The organism is Psychrobacillus sp. FSL W7-1457 (assembly GCF_038593405.1).
Taxonomy (GTDB): Bacteria; Bacillota; Bacilli; order Bacillales_A; family Planococcaceae; genus Psychrobacillus.
Window position 1 is genome coordinate 3,077,623 of sequence record NZ_CP151993.1, and the last position, 19,909, is coordinate 3,097,531.

13 protein-coding genes, 18 tRNA genes, 3 rRNA genes and 1 other annotated feature (1 of these 35 cut by a window edge) are annotated in these 19,909 nt (G+C 41.6%); of the genes, 4 read left to right on the forward strand and 30 right to left on the reverse strand.

Going from position 1 to position 19,909, the window contains the following annotated elements:
* Positions 1-175: a binding site (T-box leader), on the reverse strand; it reaches 43 nt to the left of the window's first position.
* A gap of 133 nt (positions 176-308) precedes the next feature.
* Positions 309-1,385, forward strand: coding sequence for an aminotransferase class I/II-fold pyridoxal phosphate-dependent enzyme (locus NSQ95_RS15060; protein ID WP_342559894.1), 1,077 nt, complete (start codon positions 309-311; stop codon positions 1,383-1,385).
* A gap of 29 nt (positions 1,386-1,414) precedes the next feature.
* Here NSQ95_RS15060 and NSQ95_RS15065 read toward each other — a convergent pair whose 3' ends face one another.
* From NSQ95_RS15065 to NSQ95_RS15185, 25 genes are all read right to left on the reverse strand, one after another.
* Entirely contained in the window at positions 1,415-1,549 is a 135-nt protein-coding gene (locus tag NSQ95_RS15065) for a hypothetical protein (RefSeq protein WP_340882367.1), read from the reverse strand.
* Positions 1,550-1,702: 153 nt separating this feature from the next.
* Positions 1,703-3,268, reverse strand: a complete 1,566-nt coding sequence (locus NSQ95_RS15070; protein ID WP_340882364.1) for an alkaline phosphatase family protein — start codon at positions 3,266-3,268, stop codon at positions 1,703-1,705.
* 179 nt (positions 3,269-3,447) lie between these two features.
* Positions 3,448-3,918, reverse strand: a complete 471-nt coding sequence (locus tag NSQ95_RS15075; RefSeq protein WP_342559895.1) for a potassium channel family protein — start codon at positions 3,916-3,918, stop codon at positions 3,448-3,450.
* 393 nt (positions 3,919-4,311) lie between these two features.
* Positions 4,312-4,393: transfer RNA gene (locus NSQ95_RS15080), tRNA-Leu, on the reverse strand.
* Positions 4,394-4,425: 32 nt separating this feature from the next.
* Positions 4,426-4,499 (reverse strand) — tRNA-Cys (locus NSQ95_RS15085).
* A 6-nt stretch (positions 4,500-4,505) separates the two neighbouring features.
* A tRNA-Gly gene (locus NSQ95_RS15090) sits at positions 4,506-4,580 on the reverse strand.
* 6 nt (positions 4,581-4,586) lie between these two features.
* Positions 4,587-4,658: transfer RNA gene (locus NSQ95_RS15095), tRNA-Gln, on the reverse strand.
* A gap of 1 nt (position 4,659) precedes the next feature.
* A tRNA-His gene (locus NSQ95_RS15100) sits at positions 4,660-4,735 on the reverse strand.
* A 35-nt stretch (positions 4,736-4,770) separates the two neighbouring features.
* Positions 4,771-4,846: transfer RNA gene (locus tag NSQ95_RS15105), tRNA-His, on the reverse strand.
* Positions 4,847-4,871: 25 nt separating this feature from the next.
* Positions 4,872-4,945 (reverse strand) — tRNA-Trp (locus NSQ95_RS15110).
* A gap of 8 nt (positions 4,946-4,953) precedes the next feature.
* A tRNA-Tyr gene (locus NSQ95_RS15115) sits at positions 4,954-5,037 on the reverse strand.
* A gap of 9 nt (positions 5,038-5,046) precedes the next feature.
* Positions 5,047-5,122, reverse strand: a tRNA-Thr gene (locus tag NSQ95_RS15120).
* 4 nt (positions 5,123-5,126) lie between these two features.
* Positions 5,127-5,202: transfer RNA gene (locus tag NSQ95_RS15125), tRNA-Phe, on the reverse strand.
* 143 nt (positions 5,203-5,345) lie between these two features.
* A tRNA-Asp gene (locus tag NSQ95_RS15130) sits at positions 5,346-5,421 on the reverse strand.
* A gap of 3 nt (positions 5,422-5,424) precedes the next feature.
* Positions 5,425-5,501: transfer RNA gene (locus NSQ95_RS15135), tRNA-Met, on the reverse strand.
* Positions 5,502-5,626: 125 nt separating this feature from the next.
* Positions 5,627-5,702, reverse strand: a tRNA-Val gene (locus NSQ95_RS15140).
* A 22-nt stretch (positions 5,703-5,724) separates the two neighbouring features.
* Positions 5,725-5,799, reverse strand: a tRNA-Glu gene (locus NSQ95_RS15145).
* 23 nt (positions 5,800-5,822) lie between these two features.
* A tRNA-Ser gene (locus tag NSQ95_RS15150) sits at positions 5,823-5,914 on the reverse strand.
* A gap of 6 nt (positions 5,915-5,920) precedes the next feature.
* Positions 5,921-5,995: transfer RNA gene (locus NSQ95_RS15155), tRNA-Asn, on the reverse strand.
* A gap of 9 nt (positions 5,996-6,004) precedes the next feature.
* Positions 6,005-6,120, reverse strand: a 5S ribosomal RNA gene (gene rrf / locus NSQ95_RS15160).
* A 121-nt stretch (positions 6,121-6,241) separates the two neighbouring features.
* Positions 6,242-9,170: ribosomal RNA gene (locus NSQ95_RS15165) — 23S ribosomal RNA — on the reverse strand.
* A 114-nt stretch (positions 9,171-9,284) separates the two neighbouring features.
* Positions 9,285-9,360 (reverse strand) — tRNA-Ala (locus NSQ95_RS15170).
* A gap of 15 nt (positions 9,361-9,375) precedes the next feature.
* Positions 9,376-9,452 (reverse strand) — tRNA-Ile (locus NSQ95_RS15175).
* Positions 9,453-9,561: 109 nt separating this feature from the next.
* A 16S ribosomal RNA gene (locus NSQ95_RS15180) occupies positions 9,562-11,116 on the reverse strand.
* The 16S, 23S and 5S rRNA genes sit together here with 18 tRNA genes alongside, the layout of an rRNA operon.
* Before the next feature lie 469 nt (positions 11,117-11,585).
* The gene (locus NSQ95_RS15185) at positions 11,586-12,452 is read right to left on the reverse strand and encodes a nucleotidyltransferase-like protein (protein WP_340882361.1); all 867 of its coding nucleotides are present in this window, start codon (positions 12,450-12,452) and stop codon (positions 11,586-11,588) included.
* A 129-nt stretch (positions 12,453-12,581) separates the two neighbouring features.
* On the opposite strand from NSQ95_RS15185, the gene NSQ95_RS15190 reads away from it, so the two are divergent.
* Positions 12,582-12,926 carry a YgzB family protein gene (locus NSQ95_RS15190; protein ID WP_169360747.1) on the forward strand — a complete coding sequence of 115 codons (345 nt, stop codon included), beginning with the start codon at positions 12,582-12,584 and terminating at the stop codon, positions 12,924-12,926.
* Between the two features lie 259 nt (positions 12,927-13,185).
* On the opposite strand, the gene perR is transcribed toward NSQ95_RS15190, so the two are convergent.
* The 3 genes from perR to bcp form a co-directional block, all read right to left on the reverse strand.
* Positions 13,186-13,629: a peroxide-responsive transcriptional repressor PerR gene (perR, locus tag NSQ95_RS15195; protein ID WP_169360749.1), complete on the reverse strand. Its 444-nt coding sequence runs from the start codon at positions 13,627-13,629 to the stop codon at positions 13,186-13,188.
* A gap of 112 nt (positions 13,630-13,741) precedes the next feature.
* A complete protein-coding gene (locus NSQ95_RS15200; protein WP_342559896.1) occupies positions 13,742-14,686 on the reverse strand; it encodes a D-2-hydroxyacid dehydrogenase in 945 nt (314 codons plus the stop codon).
* Between the two features lie 3 nt (positions 14,687-14,689).
* A complete protein-coding gene (bcp, locus tag NSQ95_RS15205; RefSeq protein ID WP_340882358.1) occupies positions 14,690-15,172 on the reverse strand; it encodes a thioredoxin-dependent thiol peroxidase in 483 nt (160 codons plus the stop codon).
* A gap of 178 nt (positions 15,173-15,350) precedes the next feature.
* Between bcp and NSQ95_RS15210 the strand changes: the two genes are divergently transcribed.
* Positions 15,351-16,652 (forward strand): glutamate-1-semialdehyde 2,1-aminomutase, encoded by a 1,302-nt coding sequence (locus NSQ95_RS15210; protein ID WP_340882357.1) that lies wholly within the window; start codon positions 15,351-15,353, stop codon positions 16,650-16,652.
* A 24-nt stretch (positions 16,653-16,676) separates the two neighbouring features.
* A complete protein-coding gene (locus NSQ95_RS15215) occupies positions 16,677-17,756 on the forward strand; it encodes an aromatic acid exporter family protein (RefSeq protein ID WP_340882355.1) in 1,080 nt (359 codons plus the stop codon).
* Positions 17,757-17,950: 194 nt separating this feature from the next.
* Here NSQ95_RS15215 and NSQ95_RS15220 read toward each other — a convergent pair whose 3' ends face one another.
* Positions 17,951-18,844 carry an ABC transporter permease gene (locus NSQ95_RS15220; RefSeq protein WP_340885867.1) on the reverse strand — a complete coding sequence of 298 codons (894 nt, stop codon included), beginning with the start codon at positions 18,842-18,844 and terminating at the stop codon, positions 17,951-17,953.
* A gap of 23 nt (positions 18,845-18,867) precedes the next feature.
* Positions 18,868-19,872 (reverse strand): ABC transporter permease, encoded by a 1,005-nt coding sequence (locus NSQ95_RS15225; RefSeq protein WP_340882353.1) that lies wholly within the window; start codon positions 19,870-19,872, stop codon positions 18,868-18,870.
* Between the last annotated feature and the right edge of the window lie 37 nt (positions 19,873-19,909).

A 19,909-nucleotide genomic window follows, 5' to 3' on the forward strand; every position in this document is an offset into this window, starting at 1 on the left:
GTTTAGCTTAAAATAGTTTAAGCCCTCTAAAACGTTTGATAACGATAACGAATCGGTTATGTTTGCATAACATCTCCGTGGTAGGTTTCAACAAGAAGTGGTGATATAGCTCTCAGCAAACGCTATATTTTCTGTTTCACAATTCTCATTTACTTGATCACATCGTAGATTGTATATTACTAATAATATACCAAAAGTAACGTATTAATACAACGTACTTCTTTTATACCAATTAATTTAAACAATCAGAATAAAAATACATTATACTTACAGTATGGTAAAGACAAAACAAGATAGGGGAAGATTACATGAATGATTTAAAAAGTTCCTTTAACGAATGTACATATTATTTATCCGGTCATAGGAATCGAGATATCTCCGTCTTAAAGGATGCATTGAAGGATGTTTCTGAGGACCAATTCAGCGATATCTATGGTAACGGGTCTATTATAGAAGACTTTCAGAAGAAAATGGCTAAACTTTTAGGTAAGGGAACGTCTGCATTTTTCCCTAGCGGTACAATGGCTCAGCAAATCGCCTTACGTATTTGGTGCGATGAGAAGCAGCTTAACCAGGTTGCCTATCACCCTTTATGTCATTTAGAAATACACGAGATGGATGGTTTAAAGGAATTACACCAGATTAAAACGATCCTGCTGGCAGACAAGAATCGAGTAATTGAGCTAGAGGACGTAAAAAACCTTAAAGAAGACATAGCATGTCTTTTATTGGAGCTACCTCAAAGAGAAATTGGTGGCCAGCTTCCTAGCTTTGAAACATTAGAACAGATTTCAGCCTATTGTCGTGAAAATGGTATAAAGCTTCATTTAGACGGAGCCCGACTTTTAGAAGTATTACCGTACTATAATAAAACAGCCTCTGAGGTTTGCGACCTATTTGTAAGTGTTTATATGTCTTTTTATAAAGGAATTGGTGGTATTGCGGGAGCTATTCTAGCCGGTGACGAGGATTTCATAGAGAAATCTAAAATTTGGAGAAAGCGTTATGGTGGAACACTTATAAGCTTGTATCCTTATATTCTATCAGCAGATTATTATTTTGATAAGCGAGCACACAAAATGAAGCAATACTATCAAAAATCTGTAGAGCTAGCACAGCTATTTAATAACTGTAAGGATATTTACACCGTACCAGAAGTACCTGTTTCCAATATGTTTCACGTCTATTTTAATCGTTCACAAGAGGAAATGGCAGCTGTTATAAGCAAAGTCCAGCTTGATAATCGCATAGGGATATCCAGCTATTTAAGTGAGCTGGATGGGGAGAAATGCCAAATTGAAATAAGTATTGGAGATTCTTATCTAGAAATTCCAAAAGAACAACTAGAACAATTATTTTTGAATTTAAATGAAGAAATGAAATAAAAGACTCTTAACGTCTCGTTGAGAGTCTTTTATTGCTGTTGCTGATACTGTTCACTTTTAAGTTCTTCATATATATGGTTTGCCTTGCTTTGCGCTTCTGCTTTAGAAGTTGCGTGTACCTCGATAATTTTTCCTTCGATAATAAAGTTATATGTTTTAACCATTTTAAATTCCTCGCTTTTCTTATTTTTGATTCTAATTATGTTATTCCCTATTGTAGAAAAATAAAACTTCTTAATAATGGAAATTACAAATATTTATTGGGACAGTAAAAAGTCCATAATTACTGTGCTTACATAAAAAAAGGTGGCTCCCATTTATGAGCCACCCAACAACCCTATTACCCACTCCTTCACATCCACGAGTCGGTTGGATGGTGGTCTTTCTGTCTCACCCGAAACGATTAGGGGAAAAACGGAATCTACCCGATGGAGAGAGCCATGTGCACCCCCACCAGCATGATCATGACTATGTTTTTCAATAAATTCGTAAGAAGGCTTTGCATCTACTATGATAACTTTTCCGGTTTGGGAGTGGAGTGCTCCGTACAGCCGAGCTAGTCCATCAGGATATGTGTGATAACGTAAAGTTCCTTGCTCATCTTTTATATCTAAAAGAGACAAATCTCCATCTAATTGCCACGACTGCTTATATTCATCCATATAAGGACCATTTGGAGAGAAGGTGAGTTCTTTATCGTCTGAGCTTACAACATGATTTATTTGTTGTTCATCGCTCCATGCAATAAAACCTATTCGTTCATCCTTTTTTAAGCTTTCTACTATATCAGAAAAAGGAATTTCTTCATCATTTAAATAGATGTAGGCCATTCGTTCATTCACTGCGATGGCTAGTTGTGTATTTTCTTTTCCTTTTTCTAAGAAGGTGTACCGCTTTAACAATTCATTCAAATCAATTAAAGCCGTTTCCTTTTCTTCCTTAACTGCAGATTGACCACTATCACCAAGGACTATCCATGTAACCTCTTCTACTGCCTTTTCCCAAGAGCCAAAATTATTTAACAGCTCTTGCAGTGCTTGGTCAGCCTTCTCAATCCCAGATTCATCACCAGGACCGTTTCTATGTATGGACGCATCCGCATCAGGGAGATAGGCTAGTGTAAAGGTAGGTAGGTTCCCTTGTTCAATTAGATAAGTCAGTTCATTAGATGTAAACTCATTATTTACTCCCATCCTCTTCCAAACGTATTTATATCGATCGTTCTCTGGATTGTATTGAGATAAGCCACCGAGCGACAAAAGCAATGGCCCATTCACCTTTATTTCTTTTGGCAATAGATCTGTAATAGAAAGAAGCTTAGGTACTTGTAAATCCTGCTTAAAGCTTCCCCGGTATAATAGACCATTAATAGAAGCTGTGTGTATTTGAGCACTTGCCAATTGTTCATGAATCGTTAGAACTTCTTTACTTAAATGGGTTTCATTCAGATGAATAACACTATCAGCCACTACATTTTTAACCCCATTGTCCCATATCTCCGCGATTCCACTTCCATAACTGACCATGCGTGCCTCATCTTTATTAAACCAAATCAACCCGGGGATTTTATGCTGATTTGCATATGTTCCAGTCAACAAGGTGCTATCAATTGTAACGGACATTGTTGGATAAGAACTAATAAATTCTGGATAAAAATCCCCATTATTTATTAAAAATGAAAATGCAGGTGCCTCTCCCTCTTTTATCGTCTTTTGCAATGGTTCTGCCATTAAAGAATCGACAACAATAAGAACGATCGGCTTTTTAGTAGCTTCGATCTTTACATCATTAAACTTTTTAGTTGGAGACATCGAAATAGCTAATATAAGTCCTCCACATACAACAACCAATATAGCTAATATGATTAGTATTGTTTTCTTCACTTTTAGTCACCTATCTTCCATTCATAGTGTTAGTATGGTGATTTCCAAATGATTACATGCTTATTTAATGATAAAAACTCATGGCTTTCGACTAAATGTGTACAAAGATATTCTTGGACCAGCCATTTATATAAAAATGATATCCTCACCAGTTGGACTACCTTTATAGAAAAGATGCATCAATTACCTGGTTGCCCATCATTGTCACTGCCTTGCTCATCTTCATTTTCATTTTTTGCACCGTCTCCACTGCTACCTTCTGTTTCATCCAAAGCTCTTATAAAAAATGCCGTTGGTAACAAAAGACCAATTGCTGCTTGTATTAGTGCAAAGAACCGTGCCTTTCCCACAGGCACCAAGTCACCATAGCCTACTGATAAAATGGTTACTCCACTGAAATAGAGATAATCTAAAAAATTCTCTCCTCCATCCTTCCCCTCTTCAGTGCTGACTCTTACTACATCTCCTTCCATAGACAATAAGTAATAAAGAACAGCAAATCCAAAAGTAATGCCAAGCATAGCGAAAAATAGCTTTTGGAATAAAGTTGACTGAAAATAGCTTTTCTTATATTTATGACCTGAAAAGAAATAGTATAAGGTTGTTACCATAAATAAGATCGTCAATCCCATTAGTATCGTAGAAAACATGCGTCTATTCCTCTCTGTCTCTCGAGTCCATCCAGTTTGAGTTGTATGAAGTTTTATTAATGTCGATATGACTATCTTGTCAATCGAATGTAAAAATATACAAAGTAACTAATATGAAAACGGAAATATAGATACGCATTCAATTCTTGAAAAAGTGAATGTACAGGTATTGAGACATTGAAAAGATTTTCAAGAGCTATTCTAACAATTTAAGTGATTTTCATTTTAAGCAAATATAACTTTTTTGATATAACTATTACTTCTTCCGAGACATTCAATTACTCCTATGCACGGGATTTTAGCTTATTTCAGTCCTCTTATTGAAACAACAAAAAAGACCTCTAACAAGTAGTTAGAAGTCTTGATATGTATGACTTTATGTCATGAATATGATACCGGTGGTCGGGGTCGAACCGACACATCCGAAGATACGGGATTTTGAGTCCCGCGCGTCTGCCAATTCCGCCACACCGGCATATTAAAGGCAGTAAATACTTTTTTAAAAATTGGAGGCGGCAACCGGATTTGAACCGGTGATAAAGGTGTTGCAGACCTGTGCCTTACCACTTGGCTATGCCGCCTTAATTTGGAGCGGAAGACGAGGTTCGAACTCGCGACCCCCACCTTGGCAAGGTGGTGTTCTACCACTGAACTACTTCCGCAAATAACTGGGGTACCTGGATTCGAACCAGGGCATGACGGAATCAAAATCCGTTGCCTTACCGCTTGGCTATACCCCAATGGGGCGACCGATGGGAATTGAACCCACGAATGCCGGAATCACAATCCGGTGCGTTAACCACTTCGCCACGACCGCCACAGAATAAAAAAAAGAGCTAACCAGATAGAATATGGGGCGACTGATGGGAATTGAACCCACGAATGCCGGAATCACAATCCGGTGCGTTAACCACTTCGCCACAACCGCCATTATTCAAAGTTAACTTATTATTTGGCAGGGGCAGTAGGAATCGAACCCACATCAAAGGTTTTGGAGACCTCTATTCTACCGTTAAACTATGCCCCTATAAAAACTGGTGGAGGGGGACGGATTCGAACCGCCGAACCCTAAGGAGCGGATTTACAGTCCGCCGCGTTTAGCCACTTCGCTACCCCTCCACTAGACAGTGGTGCCGGAAAGAGGACTTGAACCCCCAACCTACTGATTACAAGTCAGTTGCTCTACCAATTGAGCTATTCCGGCGTAATGGTGGCTCAGGACGGAATCGAACCGCCGACACAAGGATTTTCAGTCCTTTGCTCTACCGACTGAGCTACTGAGCCTCTTCGATTTACGCTAAGCTGTACAACTCTTTGTCAGCTTCACTCACTCATTCAGTCACGTACTTTAGTACGCTCCTTCTTTCGTTCGATTGCTTCCTCGATTTGCTTGCTTATCCTAAATCTCTAACATATTGAATAATAAATGGCGGTCCCGACCGGGATCGAACCGGCGATCTCCTGCGTGACAGGCAGGCATGTTAACCGCTACACCACGGGACCATTTGGTTGCGGGGACAGGATTTGAACCTGTGACCTTCGGGTTATGAGCCCGACGAGCTACCGAACTGCTCCACCCCGCGACAATAATATTAGATGAAATTTAAATCATCCTACGCATTTAGTGAGTTTTACGTCTTCCACGCTTCGCTTTCTTCGTGAAGCGATTTGCTCCACCCCGCGATAATAATACTTGCTAAATTAATAATGGTGGAGGATGACGGGCTCGAACCGCCGACCCTCTGCTTGTAAGGCAGATGCTCTCCCAGCTGAGCTAATCCTCCGTAATGCTGGTTTAAAATTAAATGGTGACCCCTACGGGATTCGAACCCGTGTTACCGCCGTGAAAGGGCGGTGTCTTAACCGCTTGACCAAGGGGCCATTATGTATTAGAGAAATCTATCTGGCGGAGAGCAAGGGATTTGAACCCTTGAGACAGTGTTACCCGCCTACACGATTTCCAATCGTGCTCCTTCGGCCACTCGGACAGCTCTCCTAGAAATGGCTCCGAAGGTAGGACTCGAACCTACGACCGATCGGTTAACAGCCGATTGCTCTACCACTGAGCTACTTCGGAATAATATCCGCCTAGCGACGTCCTACTCTTGCAGGGGGAGACCCCCAACTACCATCGGCGCTGAAGAGCTTAACTTCCGTGTTCGGTATGGGAACGGGTGTGACCTCTTCGCCATCATCACTAGACTTGAATAATTATTGAAAGACAAGTTCTATTATATCAACTATGTAGATTATTACAAGCATTAATTTAATAAAAATTTATTCTTTCAAAACTGAATAAACTGACATCTTAGAAACAAACAATTTGGTTAAGTCCTCGATCGATTAGTATTCGTCAGCTGCACGTGTCGCCACGCTTCCACCCCGAACCTATCTACCTCATCGTCTTTGAGGGATCTTACTTACTTGCGTAATGGGAAATCTCATCTTGAGGGGGGCTTCGTGCTTAGATGCTTTCAGCACTTATCCCGTCCACACATAGCTACCCAGCGATGCCCTTGGCAGAACAACTGGTACACCAGCGGTGTGTCCATCCCGGTCCTCTCGTACTAAGGACAGCTCCTCTCAAATTTCCTACGCCCACGACGGATAGGGACCGAACTGTCTCACGACGTTCTGAACCCAGCTCGCGTACCGCTTTAATGGGCGAACAGCCCAACCCTTGGGACCGACTACAGCCCCAGGATGCGATGAGCCGACATCGAGGTGCCAAACCTCCCCGTCGATGTGGACTCTTGGGGGAGATAAGCCTGTTATCCCCGGGGTAGCTTTTATCCGTTGAGCGATGGCCCTTCCATGCGGAACCACCGGATCACTAAGCCCGTCTTTCGACCCTGCTCGACTTGTAGGTCTCGCAGTCAAGCTCCCTTCTGCCTTTACACTCTTCGAATGATTTCCAACCATTCTGAGGGAACCTTTGGGCGCCTCCGTTACACTTTAGGAGGCGACCGCCCCAGTCAAACTGCCCGCCTGACACTGTCTCCTACCCGGGTTACGGGTATGGGTTAGAATTTCAATACAACCAGGGTAGTATCCCACCGACGCCTCCTCCGAAGCTGGCGCTCCGGGCTCTAAGGCTCCTACCTATCCTGTACAAGTTGCACCAAAATTCAATATCAAGCTACAGTAAAGCTCCACGGGGTCTTTCCGTCCTGTCGCGGGTAACCTGCATCTTCACAGGTACTATAATTTCACCGAGTCTCTCGTTGAGACAGTGCCCAGATCGTTACGCCTTTCGTGCGGGTCGGAACTTACCCGACAAGGAATTTCGCTACCTTAGGACCGTTATAGTTACGGCCGCCGTTTACTGGGGCTTCAATTCGCACCTTCGCTTGCGCTAAGCACTCCTCTTAACCTTCCAGCACCGGGCAGGCGTCAGCCCCTATACTTCACCTTACGGTTTTGCAGAGACCTGTGTTTTTGCTAAACAGTCGCCTGGGCCTATTCACTGCGGCTCTTCTAGGCTATTCACCCAAAAGAGCACCCCTTCTCCCGAAGTTACGGGGTCATTTTGCCGAGTTCCTTAACGAGAGTTCTCTCGCTCACCTTAGGATTCTCTCCTCGACTACCTGTGTCGGTTTGCGGTACGGGCACCTCCCACCTCGTTAGAGGCTTTTCTTGGCAGTGTGAAATCAGGAACTCCGGACATACGTCCTTGCCATCACAGCTCAATGTTACAGAGTGCGGATTTGCCTACACTCACACCTCACTGCTTGGACGTGCATAACCAACAGCACGCTTACCCTATCCTACTGCGTCCCCCCATCACTCAAACGGTGGGGTGGTGGTACAGGAATATCAACCTGTTGTCCATCGTCTACGCCTATCGGCCTCGACTTAGGTCCCGACTAACCCTGAGCGGACGAGCCTTCCTCAGGAAACCTTAGTCATACGGTGGATGGGATTCTCACCCATCTTTCGCTACTCATACCGGCATTCTCACTTCTAAGCGCTCCACCAGTCCTTCCGGTCTGACTTCAACGCCCTTAGAACGCTCTCCTACCACTGATACCAAAGGTATCAATCCACAGCTTCGGTGATTTGTTTAGCCCCGATACATTTTCGGCGCAGCGTCACTCGACCAGTGAGCTATTACGCACTCTTTAAATGATGGCTGCTTCTAAGCCAACATCCTGGTTGTCTAAGCAACGCCACATCCTTTTCCACTTAACAAATACTTTGGGACCTTAGCTGGTGGTCTGGGCTGTTTCCCTCTTGACTACGGATCTTATCACTCGCAGTCTGACTCCCAAACATAAATCATTGGCATTCGGAGTTTGTCTGAATTCGGTAACCCGGGATGGGCCCCTAGTCCAAACAGTGCTCTACCTCCAAGATTCTAACGTTTGAGGCTAGCCCTAAAGCTATTTCGGAGAGAACCAGCTATCTCCAGGTTCGATTGGAATTTCTCCGCTACCCACACCTCATCCCCGCACTTTTCAACGTGCGTGGGTTCGGACCTCCAGTAAGTGTTACCTCACCTTCATCCTGGACATGGGTAGATCACCTGGTTTCGGGTCTACGACCACATACTCATTCGCCCTATTCAGACTCGCTTTCGCTGCGGCTCCGTCTTCTCAACTTAACCTCGCATGTAATCGTAACTCGCCGGTTCATTCTACAAAAGGCACGCCATCACCCGTTAACGGGCTTTGACTATTTGTAGGCACACGGTTTCAGGGTCTATTTCACTCCCCTTCCGGGGTGCTTTTCACCTTTCCCTCACGGTACTGGTTCACTATCGGTCACTAGGTAGTATTTAGCCTTGGGAGATGGTCCTCCCGGATTCCGACGGAATTTCACGTGTTCCGCCGTACTCAGGATACACTCTGGAGGGAATGAACTTTTGACTACGGGGCTTTTACCCTATCCTGCGGACCTTTCCAGGTCGCTTCGTCTAGCTCATTCTTTTGTAACTCCGTATAGAGTGTCCTACAACCCCAAGAGGCAAGCCTCTTGGTTTGGGCTCTTCCCGTTTCGCTCGCCGCTACTCAGGGAATCGAATTTTCTTTCTCTTCCTCCAGGTACTTAGATGTTTCAGTTCCCTGGGTGTGTCTCAGATGCGCTATGTATTCACGCAAATGTACTGCCCCATTACGGGCAGTGGGTTTCCCCATTCGGAAATCTTCGGATCGAAGCTCACTTACAGCTCCCCGAAGCATATCGGTGTTAGTGCCGTCCTTCATCGACTCCTAGTGCCAAGGCATCCACCGTGCGCCCTTATTAACTTAACCTAAAAGTTAAAAGTACTACACTTGCAATCACGTAAGTGATCACAATTTGAATATCTTGCGTTTGTTTCTTTTTCGATGTCATTTTATCCAGTTTTCAAAGAACAATTATTTTAATGGTGGAGCCTAGCGGGATCGAACCGCTGACCTCCTGCGTGCAAGGCAGGCGCTCTCCCAGCTGAGCTAAGGCCCCGAAATTAAAAAGGTATGGTGGGCCTAAATGGACTCGAACCATCGACCTCACGCTTATCAGGCGTGCGCTCTAACCAGCTGAGCTATAGGCCCTCTTTGAATTTCATTGTCTATTAAAAATATTAATATACATGAACATTCAAAACTGAACTGCAAAACGTTAAGATACAGATAAAAATCTGTATTCCGAATATATCCTTAGAAAGGAGGTGATCCAGCCGCACCTTCCGATACGGCTACCTTGTTACGACTTCACCCCAATCATCTGTCCCACCTTCGGCGGCTGGCTCCCAAAAGGGTTACCCCACCGACTTCGGGTGTTACAAACTCTCGTGGTGTGACGGGCGGTGTGTACAAGGCCCGGGAACGTATTCACCGTGGCATGCTGATCCACGATTACTAGCGATTCCGGCTTCATGTAGGCGAGTTGCAGCCTACAATCCGAACTGAGAACGGTTTTATGGGATTTGCTCACCCTCGCGGGGTTGCGACCCTCTGTACCGTCCATTGTAGCACGTGTGTAGCCCAGGTCATAAGGGGCATGATGATTTGACGTCATCCCCACCTTCCTCCGGTTTATCACCGGCAGTCACCTTAGAGTGCCCAACTGAATGCTGGCAACTAAGATCAAGGGTTGCGCTCGTTGCGGGACTTAACCCAACATCTCACGACACGAGCTGACGACAACCATGCACCACCTGTCACCGCTGTCCCCGAAGGGAAAAGCCTATCTCTAGGCCGGTCAGCGGGATGTCAAGACCTGGTAAGGTTCTTCGCGTTGCTTCGAATTAAACCACATGCTCCACCGCTTGTGCGGGCCCCCGTCAATTCCTTTGAGTTTCAGTCTTGCGACCGTACTCCCCAGGCGGAGTGCTTAATGCGTTAGCTGCAGCACTAAGGGGCGGAAACCCCCTAACACTTAGCACTCATCGTTTACGGCGTGGACTACCAGGGTATCTAATCCTGTTTGCTCCCCACGCTTTCGCGCCTCAGCGTCAGTTACAGACCAGAAAGCCGCCTTCGCCACTGGTGTTCCTCCAAATCTCTACGCATTTCACCGCTACACTTGGAATTCCGCTTTCCTCTTCTGTACTCAAGTCCCCCAGTTTCCAATGACCCTCCACGGTTGAGCCGTGGGCTTTCACATCAGACTTAAAGGACCGCCTGCGCGCGCTTTACGCCCAATAATTCCGGACAACGCTTGCCACCTACGTATTACCGCGGCTGCTGGCACGTAGTTAGCCGTGGCTTTCTAATGAGGTACCGTCAAGGTACGAGCAGTTACTCTCGTACTTGTTCTTCCCTCACAACAGAGTTTTACGATCCGAAAACCTTCTTCACTCACGCGGCGTTGCTCCATCAGACTTTCGTCCATTGTGGAAGATTCCCTACTGCTGCCTCCCGTAGGAGTCTGGGCCGTGTCTCAGTCCCAGTGTGGCCGATCACCCTCTCAGGTCGGCTACGCATCGTCGCCTTGGTGAGCCGTTACCTCACCAACTAGCTAATGCGCCGCGGGCCCATCCTGTAGTGACAGCGAGATGCCGTCTTTTAACATTTCCTCATGTGAGGTAATGGATTATTCGGTATTAGCCCCGGTTTCCCGGAGTTATCCCAATCTACAGGGCAGGTTGCCCACGTGTTACTCACCCGTCCGCCGCTAAATCAGAAGAAGCAAGCTTCTTCATCATCCGCTCGACTTGCATGTATTAGGCACGCCGCCAGCGTTCGTCCTGAGCCAGGATCAAACTCTCCATAATAGCCAGCTGACGATACGCAGCGTATTGCGTTGTCAGCTTCGTTCTCTCGGTCAGTCACGTACGTAAGTACGCTCCTTCTCTCGCTCACTTGCTTCCTAGCACTACACTACGTCTCGACAGCCAGAAAAATAGAACTAGTTTAAAAGCTCATTTTGTTTTGCTGGCATCATCATTAAATGATGTCAAAAAATGTTTTGCGTCAATCAAGCCGAAGCTTGTTGATGCTGTATGTCTTAACGTTTTGCATGTTCAGTTTTCAACGTTCATTTTTGCGTTGTCGTTTTTTGCGACTTCTCTAATTTATCACCATTCAACCGGCTAGTCAAGAAGTTTTTTAAAAAACTTTTTTTATTAATTTTCTGCTGTTTTTTAATTCGTTTTTGACGACGCTTATTATAATACCGCACATTTTATACATATGTCAACAAAAAACGAGTATTTTTTTAAAACGTTTTTTGTTGACTCGTTTTCATCCTTTGACTTTGTAGTATCTATGCTCGATATGGCTGCTTTTCGTCGGTTGTTTTTCGACTATAATTAACCCTTTGTCCACTAAGAATTCTATAAATACTTCTAGATCTACAGAATAGTTTTTCAATTCCTCTTGTTCATGAATCTCTTGAATGGTCCAATACTCTTTAGAAGAAAGTACTTCTACTATATGCCGTGCCCCATCCTTTGTTCTAGAATGAATTAGAAAATCGCTAGCTAAAAATAATAGTTCTAGTCTCTTCTCTAATGTTTCTCGACTTGATACTAGCTCATCGTACAATTTATATATAGAAGGATCTAATTGCTTTACTTGCTTCCACACCATAACCTCTGGGTGCATTCCCTTTTCAATAATAGCTAATCTCGCTAAATGATGAAGTGAGTTTACAATATGAGTATAAGCATCTAGATAATTTAGTTGCTCAAAGAACACCTTTGCTTGCATATAACTTCTACTTAACTTAGCAAACTCAATTCCCATCCTTACGTTTCGACCATTTATCGGAAACTCTTGGAGCTCCCTTTTTAGGTTTTCTACATATTCATTTCTATCAAAAACAACTCGGCCGTTGATCATCCAATCTACAAGCTTAGGGTTGGCTCCTACTATAAACCATTTCCGTATTTGTTTTTCTGTAATTATATGCAGGGCAGCCTTTTTGTCGCTATACGTATAATGCTTTGTAAAAACAGGATTAGAGGAATCTTTTGTTATTATAAATAGAATAGAGTCAAAGGTATCCGTAATTGGACTGACCTCTTCTATTTTTTCTATCAATATGATGCCTAATGTATTTGAATCACTTGCTCTTTCTTGATAAATAGGTCTTAACAATGCTTCCAATGTGAAAGCCTCCTTTTTAAACTTATGTATTATTCTTCGACAATTATTTGATATTTCCTCTTTAAACTTTTAGGACATTCCTTTATATAAAAATATGTTATAGTGTATGTACAATTAGGAGGTAAAAATATGAAACCCTATAAAAACAAAATAAATCGAATCCGCTCCTTTGCGCTTGGCTTAATTTTCTTTGGCTTTATCATTATGTACGGCGCTATATTTTTCAGAGAAAACCCAATCCTAGTAACTATTTTCATGACACTTGGGTTACTTTCTATTATAGGAAGTACAGTTGTTTATGGCTGGATAGGTTTACTATCTACTAGAGCTGTTCAAGTAGTCTGCCCCAATTGCGGAAAACATACGAAAGTTTTAGGTAGAGTAGATATGTGTATGTATTGTAAAGAACCACTTACATTAGACCCTACTCTTGAAGGCGAAGAATTTGATGTTAGCTACAATAGAAAGAAATAATTTTCTGCACTTTGCTTTTAGGCAAAGTGCTTTTTTATATTAACATAGTATACTAGTCAAGGAACTAAAAGGGAAAATATAAGAAAAACTTTTCTAACCTACCTCTTAGTATCTTAAGAACCCTCTTCTTTCATACAGCTGAATCAATTTCATATATAAGAGTGTTTACAGATTTGACACGAATTTCTTATGTATTGATTGCGATTGCAAACGCATTATTTAACCATAAGAAAAACCGAGCGAATAAACGCTCGGTTTTTTATTGGACTTTAGTTGCTTGTTCTTTACAAGTAGGACACGTACCGTATATCTCCATTCGGTGAGAGCTAACATCATATCCGGTCAAGTGAGAGGCAAGATGCTCTACTTCATCTAATCCTGGATAATGGAAGTCAACTATTTTACCACAAGAGTTACAAATCATATGGTAGTGATCATTTGTGATAAAATCAAAACGACTTGAATTATCACCATATGTTAATTCCTTTACTAGGCCAGCTTCTCTAAACACACGTAAGTTATTATAGACTGTGGCTACGCTCATGCTAGGAAATTTACTTTCAAGCGCTTTATATATATCGTCCGCAGTGGGATGGGACATAGATTGAATAATAAATTCCAGAATCGCATGGCGTTGAGGCGTTATACGTACACCGGTTGATTTCAATGTATCTAAAGCGTCTCTTAAATGTACTTCCGTCATCGCTATGCACCTCTCTTTATAATCATTATTAAATGATAAGTTTATAATTATTATAAAGAGGAACTGTCCTTAATGTCAAATTTTTCGACTATTAACATAGCATTATACATTTTTAGTAGCCTCGTGTAGCATCTATTACATTCTCAATATCATTCTCTTGTTTTAGAAACGCCACTAAATTTCTAGAGAAAATTTCAAGCGCTCTCACTACGTATTGTGAGGAATGACTAGAAATGTGTGGGGAAACAATCACATTTGGCATACGCCAAAAAGGATGGTCACTTCCTAACGGTTCCTGCTCGAACACATCTAACACTGCGTAAGCAATGCATTTGTTTTCTAGTGCCTTTAATAGGTCCAGTTCTTTCACTAGATCTCCGCGTCCGTAATTCATAAAAATAGCACTCTCTTTCATAGACTGAAAATGCTCATATGTTAGCAACCCTCTTGTTTCCTCCGTACTTGGCAGAATAGATACTACTATATCTGCTTGAGGTAGCACTTCTTTTATAGATCCAAAAGATATCATCTCGTCCATGAATGAAGAAGTATTTCCACTTCGATTACAACCGATTGTCCTAACCCCAAAGGCCTGCAATAATCTTCCCACTTCTCCACCTATTGCTCCTGGCCCTAATATTAAGGCAGTCGAGCCAAAAAGCTCAGAGGAAGGAACCCTTTTCGACCAAATTGCGTTACGCTGATTCTCTGAGACGACCTGTAACGATTTCTTTATAGAAAGCAGATGAGCTAATATGGACTCGGCCATTGGTGTTTTATGAATCCCTCTAACATTTGTTAACAATATGTCGCGAGCTGCTATTTCTTGTAAAGGCATTTTTTCTAATCCTGCTGAGGCGACCATAATCCACTTCAGCTCTTTTGCACTATTTATATGGAAGGCTTTAAGGTCTTCTCCATATGTGACAACAACATCGGCAGTTTCTAACTCATTTTCATTTAATCCTTTTTGAAAGATAAAATCTATTTGTGGAAACTGATTGGTCAACCTTAATTGCTGCTCTTCCTTTGGTAAAAAAGAAAAAAGTACTTTCATCAATCATTCACCATCTTTGAGTAAGGATTTTAATGTATGTAACACTTCTTCTACATGATCTTTTACTTTAACCTTTCTCCATTCCTTCACAACAGTTCCGGTTGGATCTATTAAAAAGGTTGTTCGTTCAATACCCATATATTCTTTTCCGAAGTTTTTCTTCAATTTCCAAACACCGTAAGCCTCAGAAATTTCATGAGTATCATCTATTAATAAAGAAAACGGCAGTCCATACTTCTCTATAAACTTAGTGTGCGCCTTCTCATCATCTGCACTTACTCCCAGAATAACTGCATTTAAATCCGAAAAATCAGCATTTGCGTCCCTGAATTCACAAGCCTCTGTAGTACATCCAGGTGTAGAGTCTTTAGGGTAAAAATACAGAACAACATACTGTTTTCCAGCAAAGTCATCCAGTGATATTATTTCACCCTTCTCATTTTTTAATGAAAACTTGGGAGCAACCATTCCTTCTAATTTTTCCATCAATATCCCTCCTCGATTAATTAGTTATATCGTAACTAACTTTATAAGTATGTTCAATTTCTTTAGCCTTTTTCCTCTTTTTTGTCTAAAATATAAAAATACCCAACTATTACTAGAAGTTTTAGGATAGACAAGTTATAATTTTCATCTTACATACATTCATAATGGAGGTAAAACATTGAAACATACACAATCTGAACAAATTCAAGTACAAGCATTAGAACATATAGTTGGTGGGGTAAATAGTCCTTCACGTTCCTATAAAGCCGTTGGTGGCGGAGCACCAGTTGTCATGGAAAGAGCGGAAGGTGCATACTTCTATGATGTGGACGGCAATAAATATATCGATTACCTAGCAGCTTATGGCCCTATTATTACTGGGCATGCCCACCCACACATAACTGAAGCTATTACAAAAGCAGCACAAACGGGTCTATTATATGGTACCCCTACAAAGCATGAAGTGGTTTTTGCTAAAATGCTAAAAGATGCAATCCCTTCTATGGATAAAGTTCGCTTTGTAAATTCAGGTACGGAAGCAGTGATGACTACTATACGTGTGGCTCGTGCATATACCGGAAGAACAAAGGTAATGAAATTTGCAGGCTGTTATCACGGGCACTCTGATTTAGTGTTAGTAGCTGCAGGTTCAGGTCCTGCTACTCTTGGAACTCCAGATTCTGCAGGCGTACCACAATCTATAGCAAAAGAGGTTATCACGATTCCGTTCAATGATCCTCAAGCCTACAAGGATGCGATGGAAAAATGGGGAGAAGAACTTGCCTGTATATTAGTTGAACCAATCGTAGGAAACTTTGGAATGGTGGAGCCTAATGAAGGGTTTTTATCTTTAGTTCATGAAATCGCTAAAGCTAAAGGAGCTCTTGTTATTTATGACGAGGTAATTACTGCTTTTCGATTCCACTATGGAGCGGCATCTACTTTGCTTGGTCACACACCAGACTTAACCGCATTAGGAAAAATTATTGGTGGAGGTCTTCCCATCGGGGCATATGGCGGCAAAAAAGAAATTATGGAGCAGGTGGCACCACTTGGACCTGCTTATCAGGCTGGAACGATGGCAGGAAATCCGGCGTCCATGCAAGCAGGCATCGCTTGTTTAGAAGTGCTTCAAGCTCCCGGTTTATACGAAGAACTAGATAGACTAGGTGCACTGTTAGAGGCAGGAATTTTGAATGCTGCTAAGGAAAATAATATTACGATTACAATTAATCGCATAAAAGGTGCACTTTCTGTTTATTTTACCGATGTTAAAGTAGAAAACTACGAGCAAGCAGAGGCTAGTGATGGTGAAATGTTCGCTAAATTCTTTAAGCTTATGCTTGAACAAGGCATTAACTTGGCTCCATCTAAGTATGAAGCTTGGTTTATTACTACCGCTCATACAGAACATGATATAGTAGAGACAATTAAAGCGGTCAATAATGCTTTTGCCCAATTAAATAATTCAATGAAATAACCGTTAACGAAGGGATAGGATGGAATGAAATTAGGAGCACGTATATTTAAGACTGGAGTCGCTATAGTATTTGCCTTATTTATAGCTGAATTACTTCAGCTTCCTAATCCTGTCTTTGCAGGAATAGCCGCTATTTTTGCACTTCAACCATCTATCTATAGATCTTACTTAACTGTAATTGAACAAATACAGTCTAATCTAATTGGAGCAGCCATCGCCGTCTTGTTTGCATTAGTATTTGGTAACCATATTATTGCCGTTGGATTCGCAGCAATTGTGGCTATTTCTATCATGCTAAAGTTTAAATTAGAAAAAACGGTTTCCTTAGCATTAGTAACTGTAATAGCTATTATGGAGATACAAAGTGACGAATTTTTAACCTTTGCGTTAATTCGTTTTTGCACGATTCTTGTTGGAGTGATTTCTGCCTTTGTCGTAAACCTTGTATTTATCCCACCGAAGTTTGAGACAAAGCTTTTTAACTCCATTCATTATACACAGGATGAAATAATTAGATGGATTAGGATTGCCTCTAGAAATGCTGGTGATCATCAGTCTACCAAACAAGCTATTAATCAACTGAAGGATAGGCTGGAACGTATTGACCAAATATACTCCTTTTTTAAAGAGGAAAGAGTTTATACAAAAAAAGCTACCCATTCAAAGGGCAGAAAAGCCGTCGTTTACCGCGAGCTTATCGAAATCTCACATAATAGCCTAGAAGTATTAAATAGATTACACCTCCATGAAAATGAACTAAATAATCTTCCTGAGCATTTTAGAATGATGATCACAGAAAGACTTGACCTGCTTTTAACTTATCATGAACAGCTTCACCTCAAGTTTATCGGTAAGCTCAAAACAGACCATACTGAGTTGCATGGTCCCGATGCATTTATCCAGAGGCAAGAGGTTATGAATATTTTTGTTCAGCAGATTGCGATAACACAAATAGATGAGGAATTTTCTACCTATCACCTTCTCCATCTAGTATCCTCTATATTAAAGTATGAGGAACAGCTAGAGCATGTTGATAGGCTGATTACCTCGTACCAAAATTTCCATAGTAATGAATTAACTGTACAAATTGAAGAGACTTACTAAATTTATTTATTAACACTCACAAAAAAAAATGAAACCCTGAGCATTTACATAATGTAAATGCTCAGGGTTTCAATCAGTAATAGGCTCTGTTGCAGATTTCCCTTTCATACTTCAGGTATACTCGCCATGTTCGTCAAAAAAGTGAAATCGCCTAAACGATTTCACTTTTTTATTTATGGAGCTTTGTTTCTATCTTAATTTTTCATCCTAGGATCCAGTGCATCTCGAAGCCCATCACCCATCAGGTTAAAGCCTAAAACTGTTAGCATGATTGCAAGTCCTGGGAAAATCATTGTCCATGGAGCAGTTCTTAGGTGATTTCGAGCATCCGCCAGCATTTTACCCCATTCTGGAGTTGGAGCCTGGGCCCCCAATCCAAGAAAGCCTAGTGCAGCAGCTTCTATAATAGCCGATGCAATGGCCAATGTTCCTGCTACGATTACAGGTGCCATAGAGTTCGGTAAGATGTGCGAAAAAAGGATACGAACATCCTTCATACCAATTGCCTTGGCGGAGGTTATGTATTCCTCTTCTTTTATACTCAACACTTTCGATCTTATCAAACGCCCGAAGTTAGGGATGTTAATAATTGCTATCGCAATTAAAGCATTTTGCAGAGATGGTCCTAGCACAGACACGACTGCAATTGCTAATAGAATACTTGGAAAAGCAAGAAGAATATCAAATAGGCGAGATATAATCATATCCACCCATTTTCCATAATAGCCTGCTACAATACCCAATACACTCCCTATAATGACAGAACCAATTACAGAAAAAAATCCTACCCATAAAGAAATTCTTGCCCCATGGACGATTCGTGAAAAAATATCTCTACCAAAATCATCTGTGCCAAACCAAAATTGGCTCGACGGGGGTAAGAGTCGCTTATCTGAAATAGATTGTTCATCAATGCCCTGCGGGACTAGATAAGGTCCTATTAACGCTACTAATATAAAGAAAAATACGATAAAAGTGCCAACAAGCGCCACTTTATTTTTACGGAAACCTCTCCACGCTTCTTTCCAAGGACCAGCTGATATGTCCTTTTCGGTAGCCAATAAGTTATCCGGTGCTTTTGGAACCATTTGGGTCATCATCATCTCTCCTTTTAGTCATACTTGATGCGTGGATCAATTAATCCGTATAAAATATCAACGAATAAATTAATCATAACGAATATAAACGCAACTACTAATATTCCAGATTGTATAACTGGATAGTCACGATACTGAATCGCATCATAAATGTATCGACCAATTCCTGGCCATCCAAAGATAGTTTCAGTTAAAATAGCTCCTCCTAAAAGTAAGCCCATTTGAAGCCCTACTACTGTTAAAACTGGAATGATAGCATTCTTCAATGAATGCTTATATACTACCCAAAACATTTTTTGTCCTTTAGCTTTTGCTGTCCGCACGTAATCTGCTCTCATAACTTCAAGCATACTAGATCTTGTCATACGAGCAATAATAGCCATTGGAATTGTCGCCAAAGCAATGCTAGGTAATATTAAATGTTTAAGCACGTCACCAAGCTGATCAAAACGACCATTAATAATGGTATCAATCAAATATAAATTTGTAACCGCTGTAACTGGATCTCTTGCATCATCTCTTCCACCTGGTGGAAGCCACTGTAATTCTACAGAAAAAATCCATTGCTCCATCAGTCCTAACCAAAAGATTGGCATGGACACTCCTATCAAAGCTACTACCATCGCTAAATAATCGAACCATGAGTTTTGAAACCATGCAGATATAATCCCTGCATTTACTCCGATAACAACGGCTATTAGGATAGCGAAGAATGCTAGCTCAAACGTAGCAGCAAGGTACGGCCATATTTCCGTAGCCACTGGTTTGACAGTTCGCATCGACTCACCAAGATCTCCTTGAAGTAATCCAAATAAGTAATCAAAATATTGCACGTACCAAGGATTATCTAAGCCTAGGCTTGCTCTTAGTGACTCAATTGCCTCCTTAGAAGCTAATTGTCCTAAAATAACCTGTGCTGGATCACCAGGAATTGCACGTATAATCATAAAAACTAAAAAAGTCATACCAAGCAATACCGGTATAAGCTGTAACAGCCTCTTTCCAATATAGTGAAGCATGTTTCTTCACCCTCTTTATTCTAAAATATGAAATACC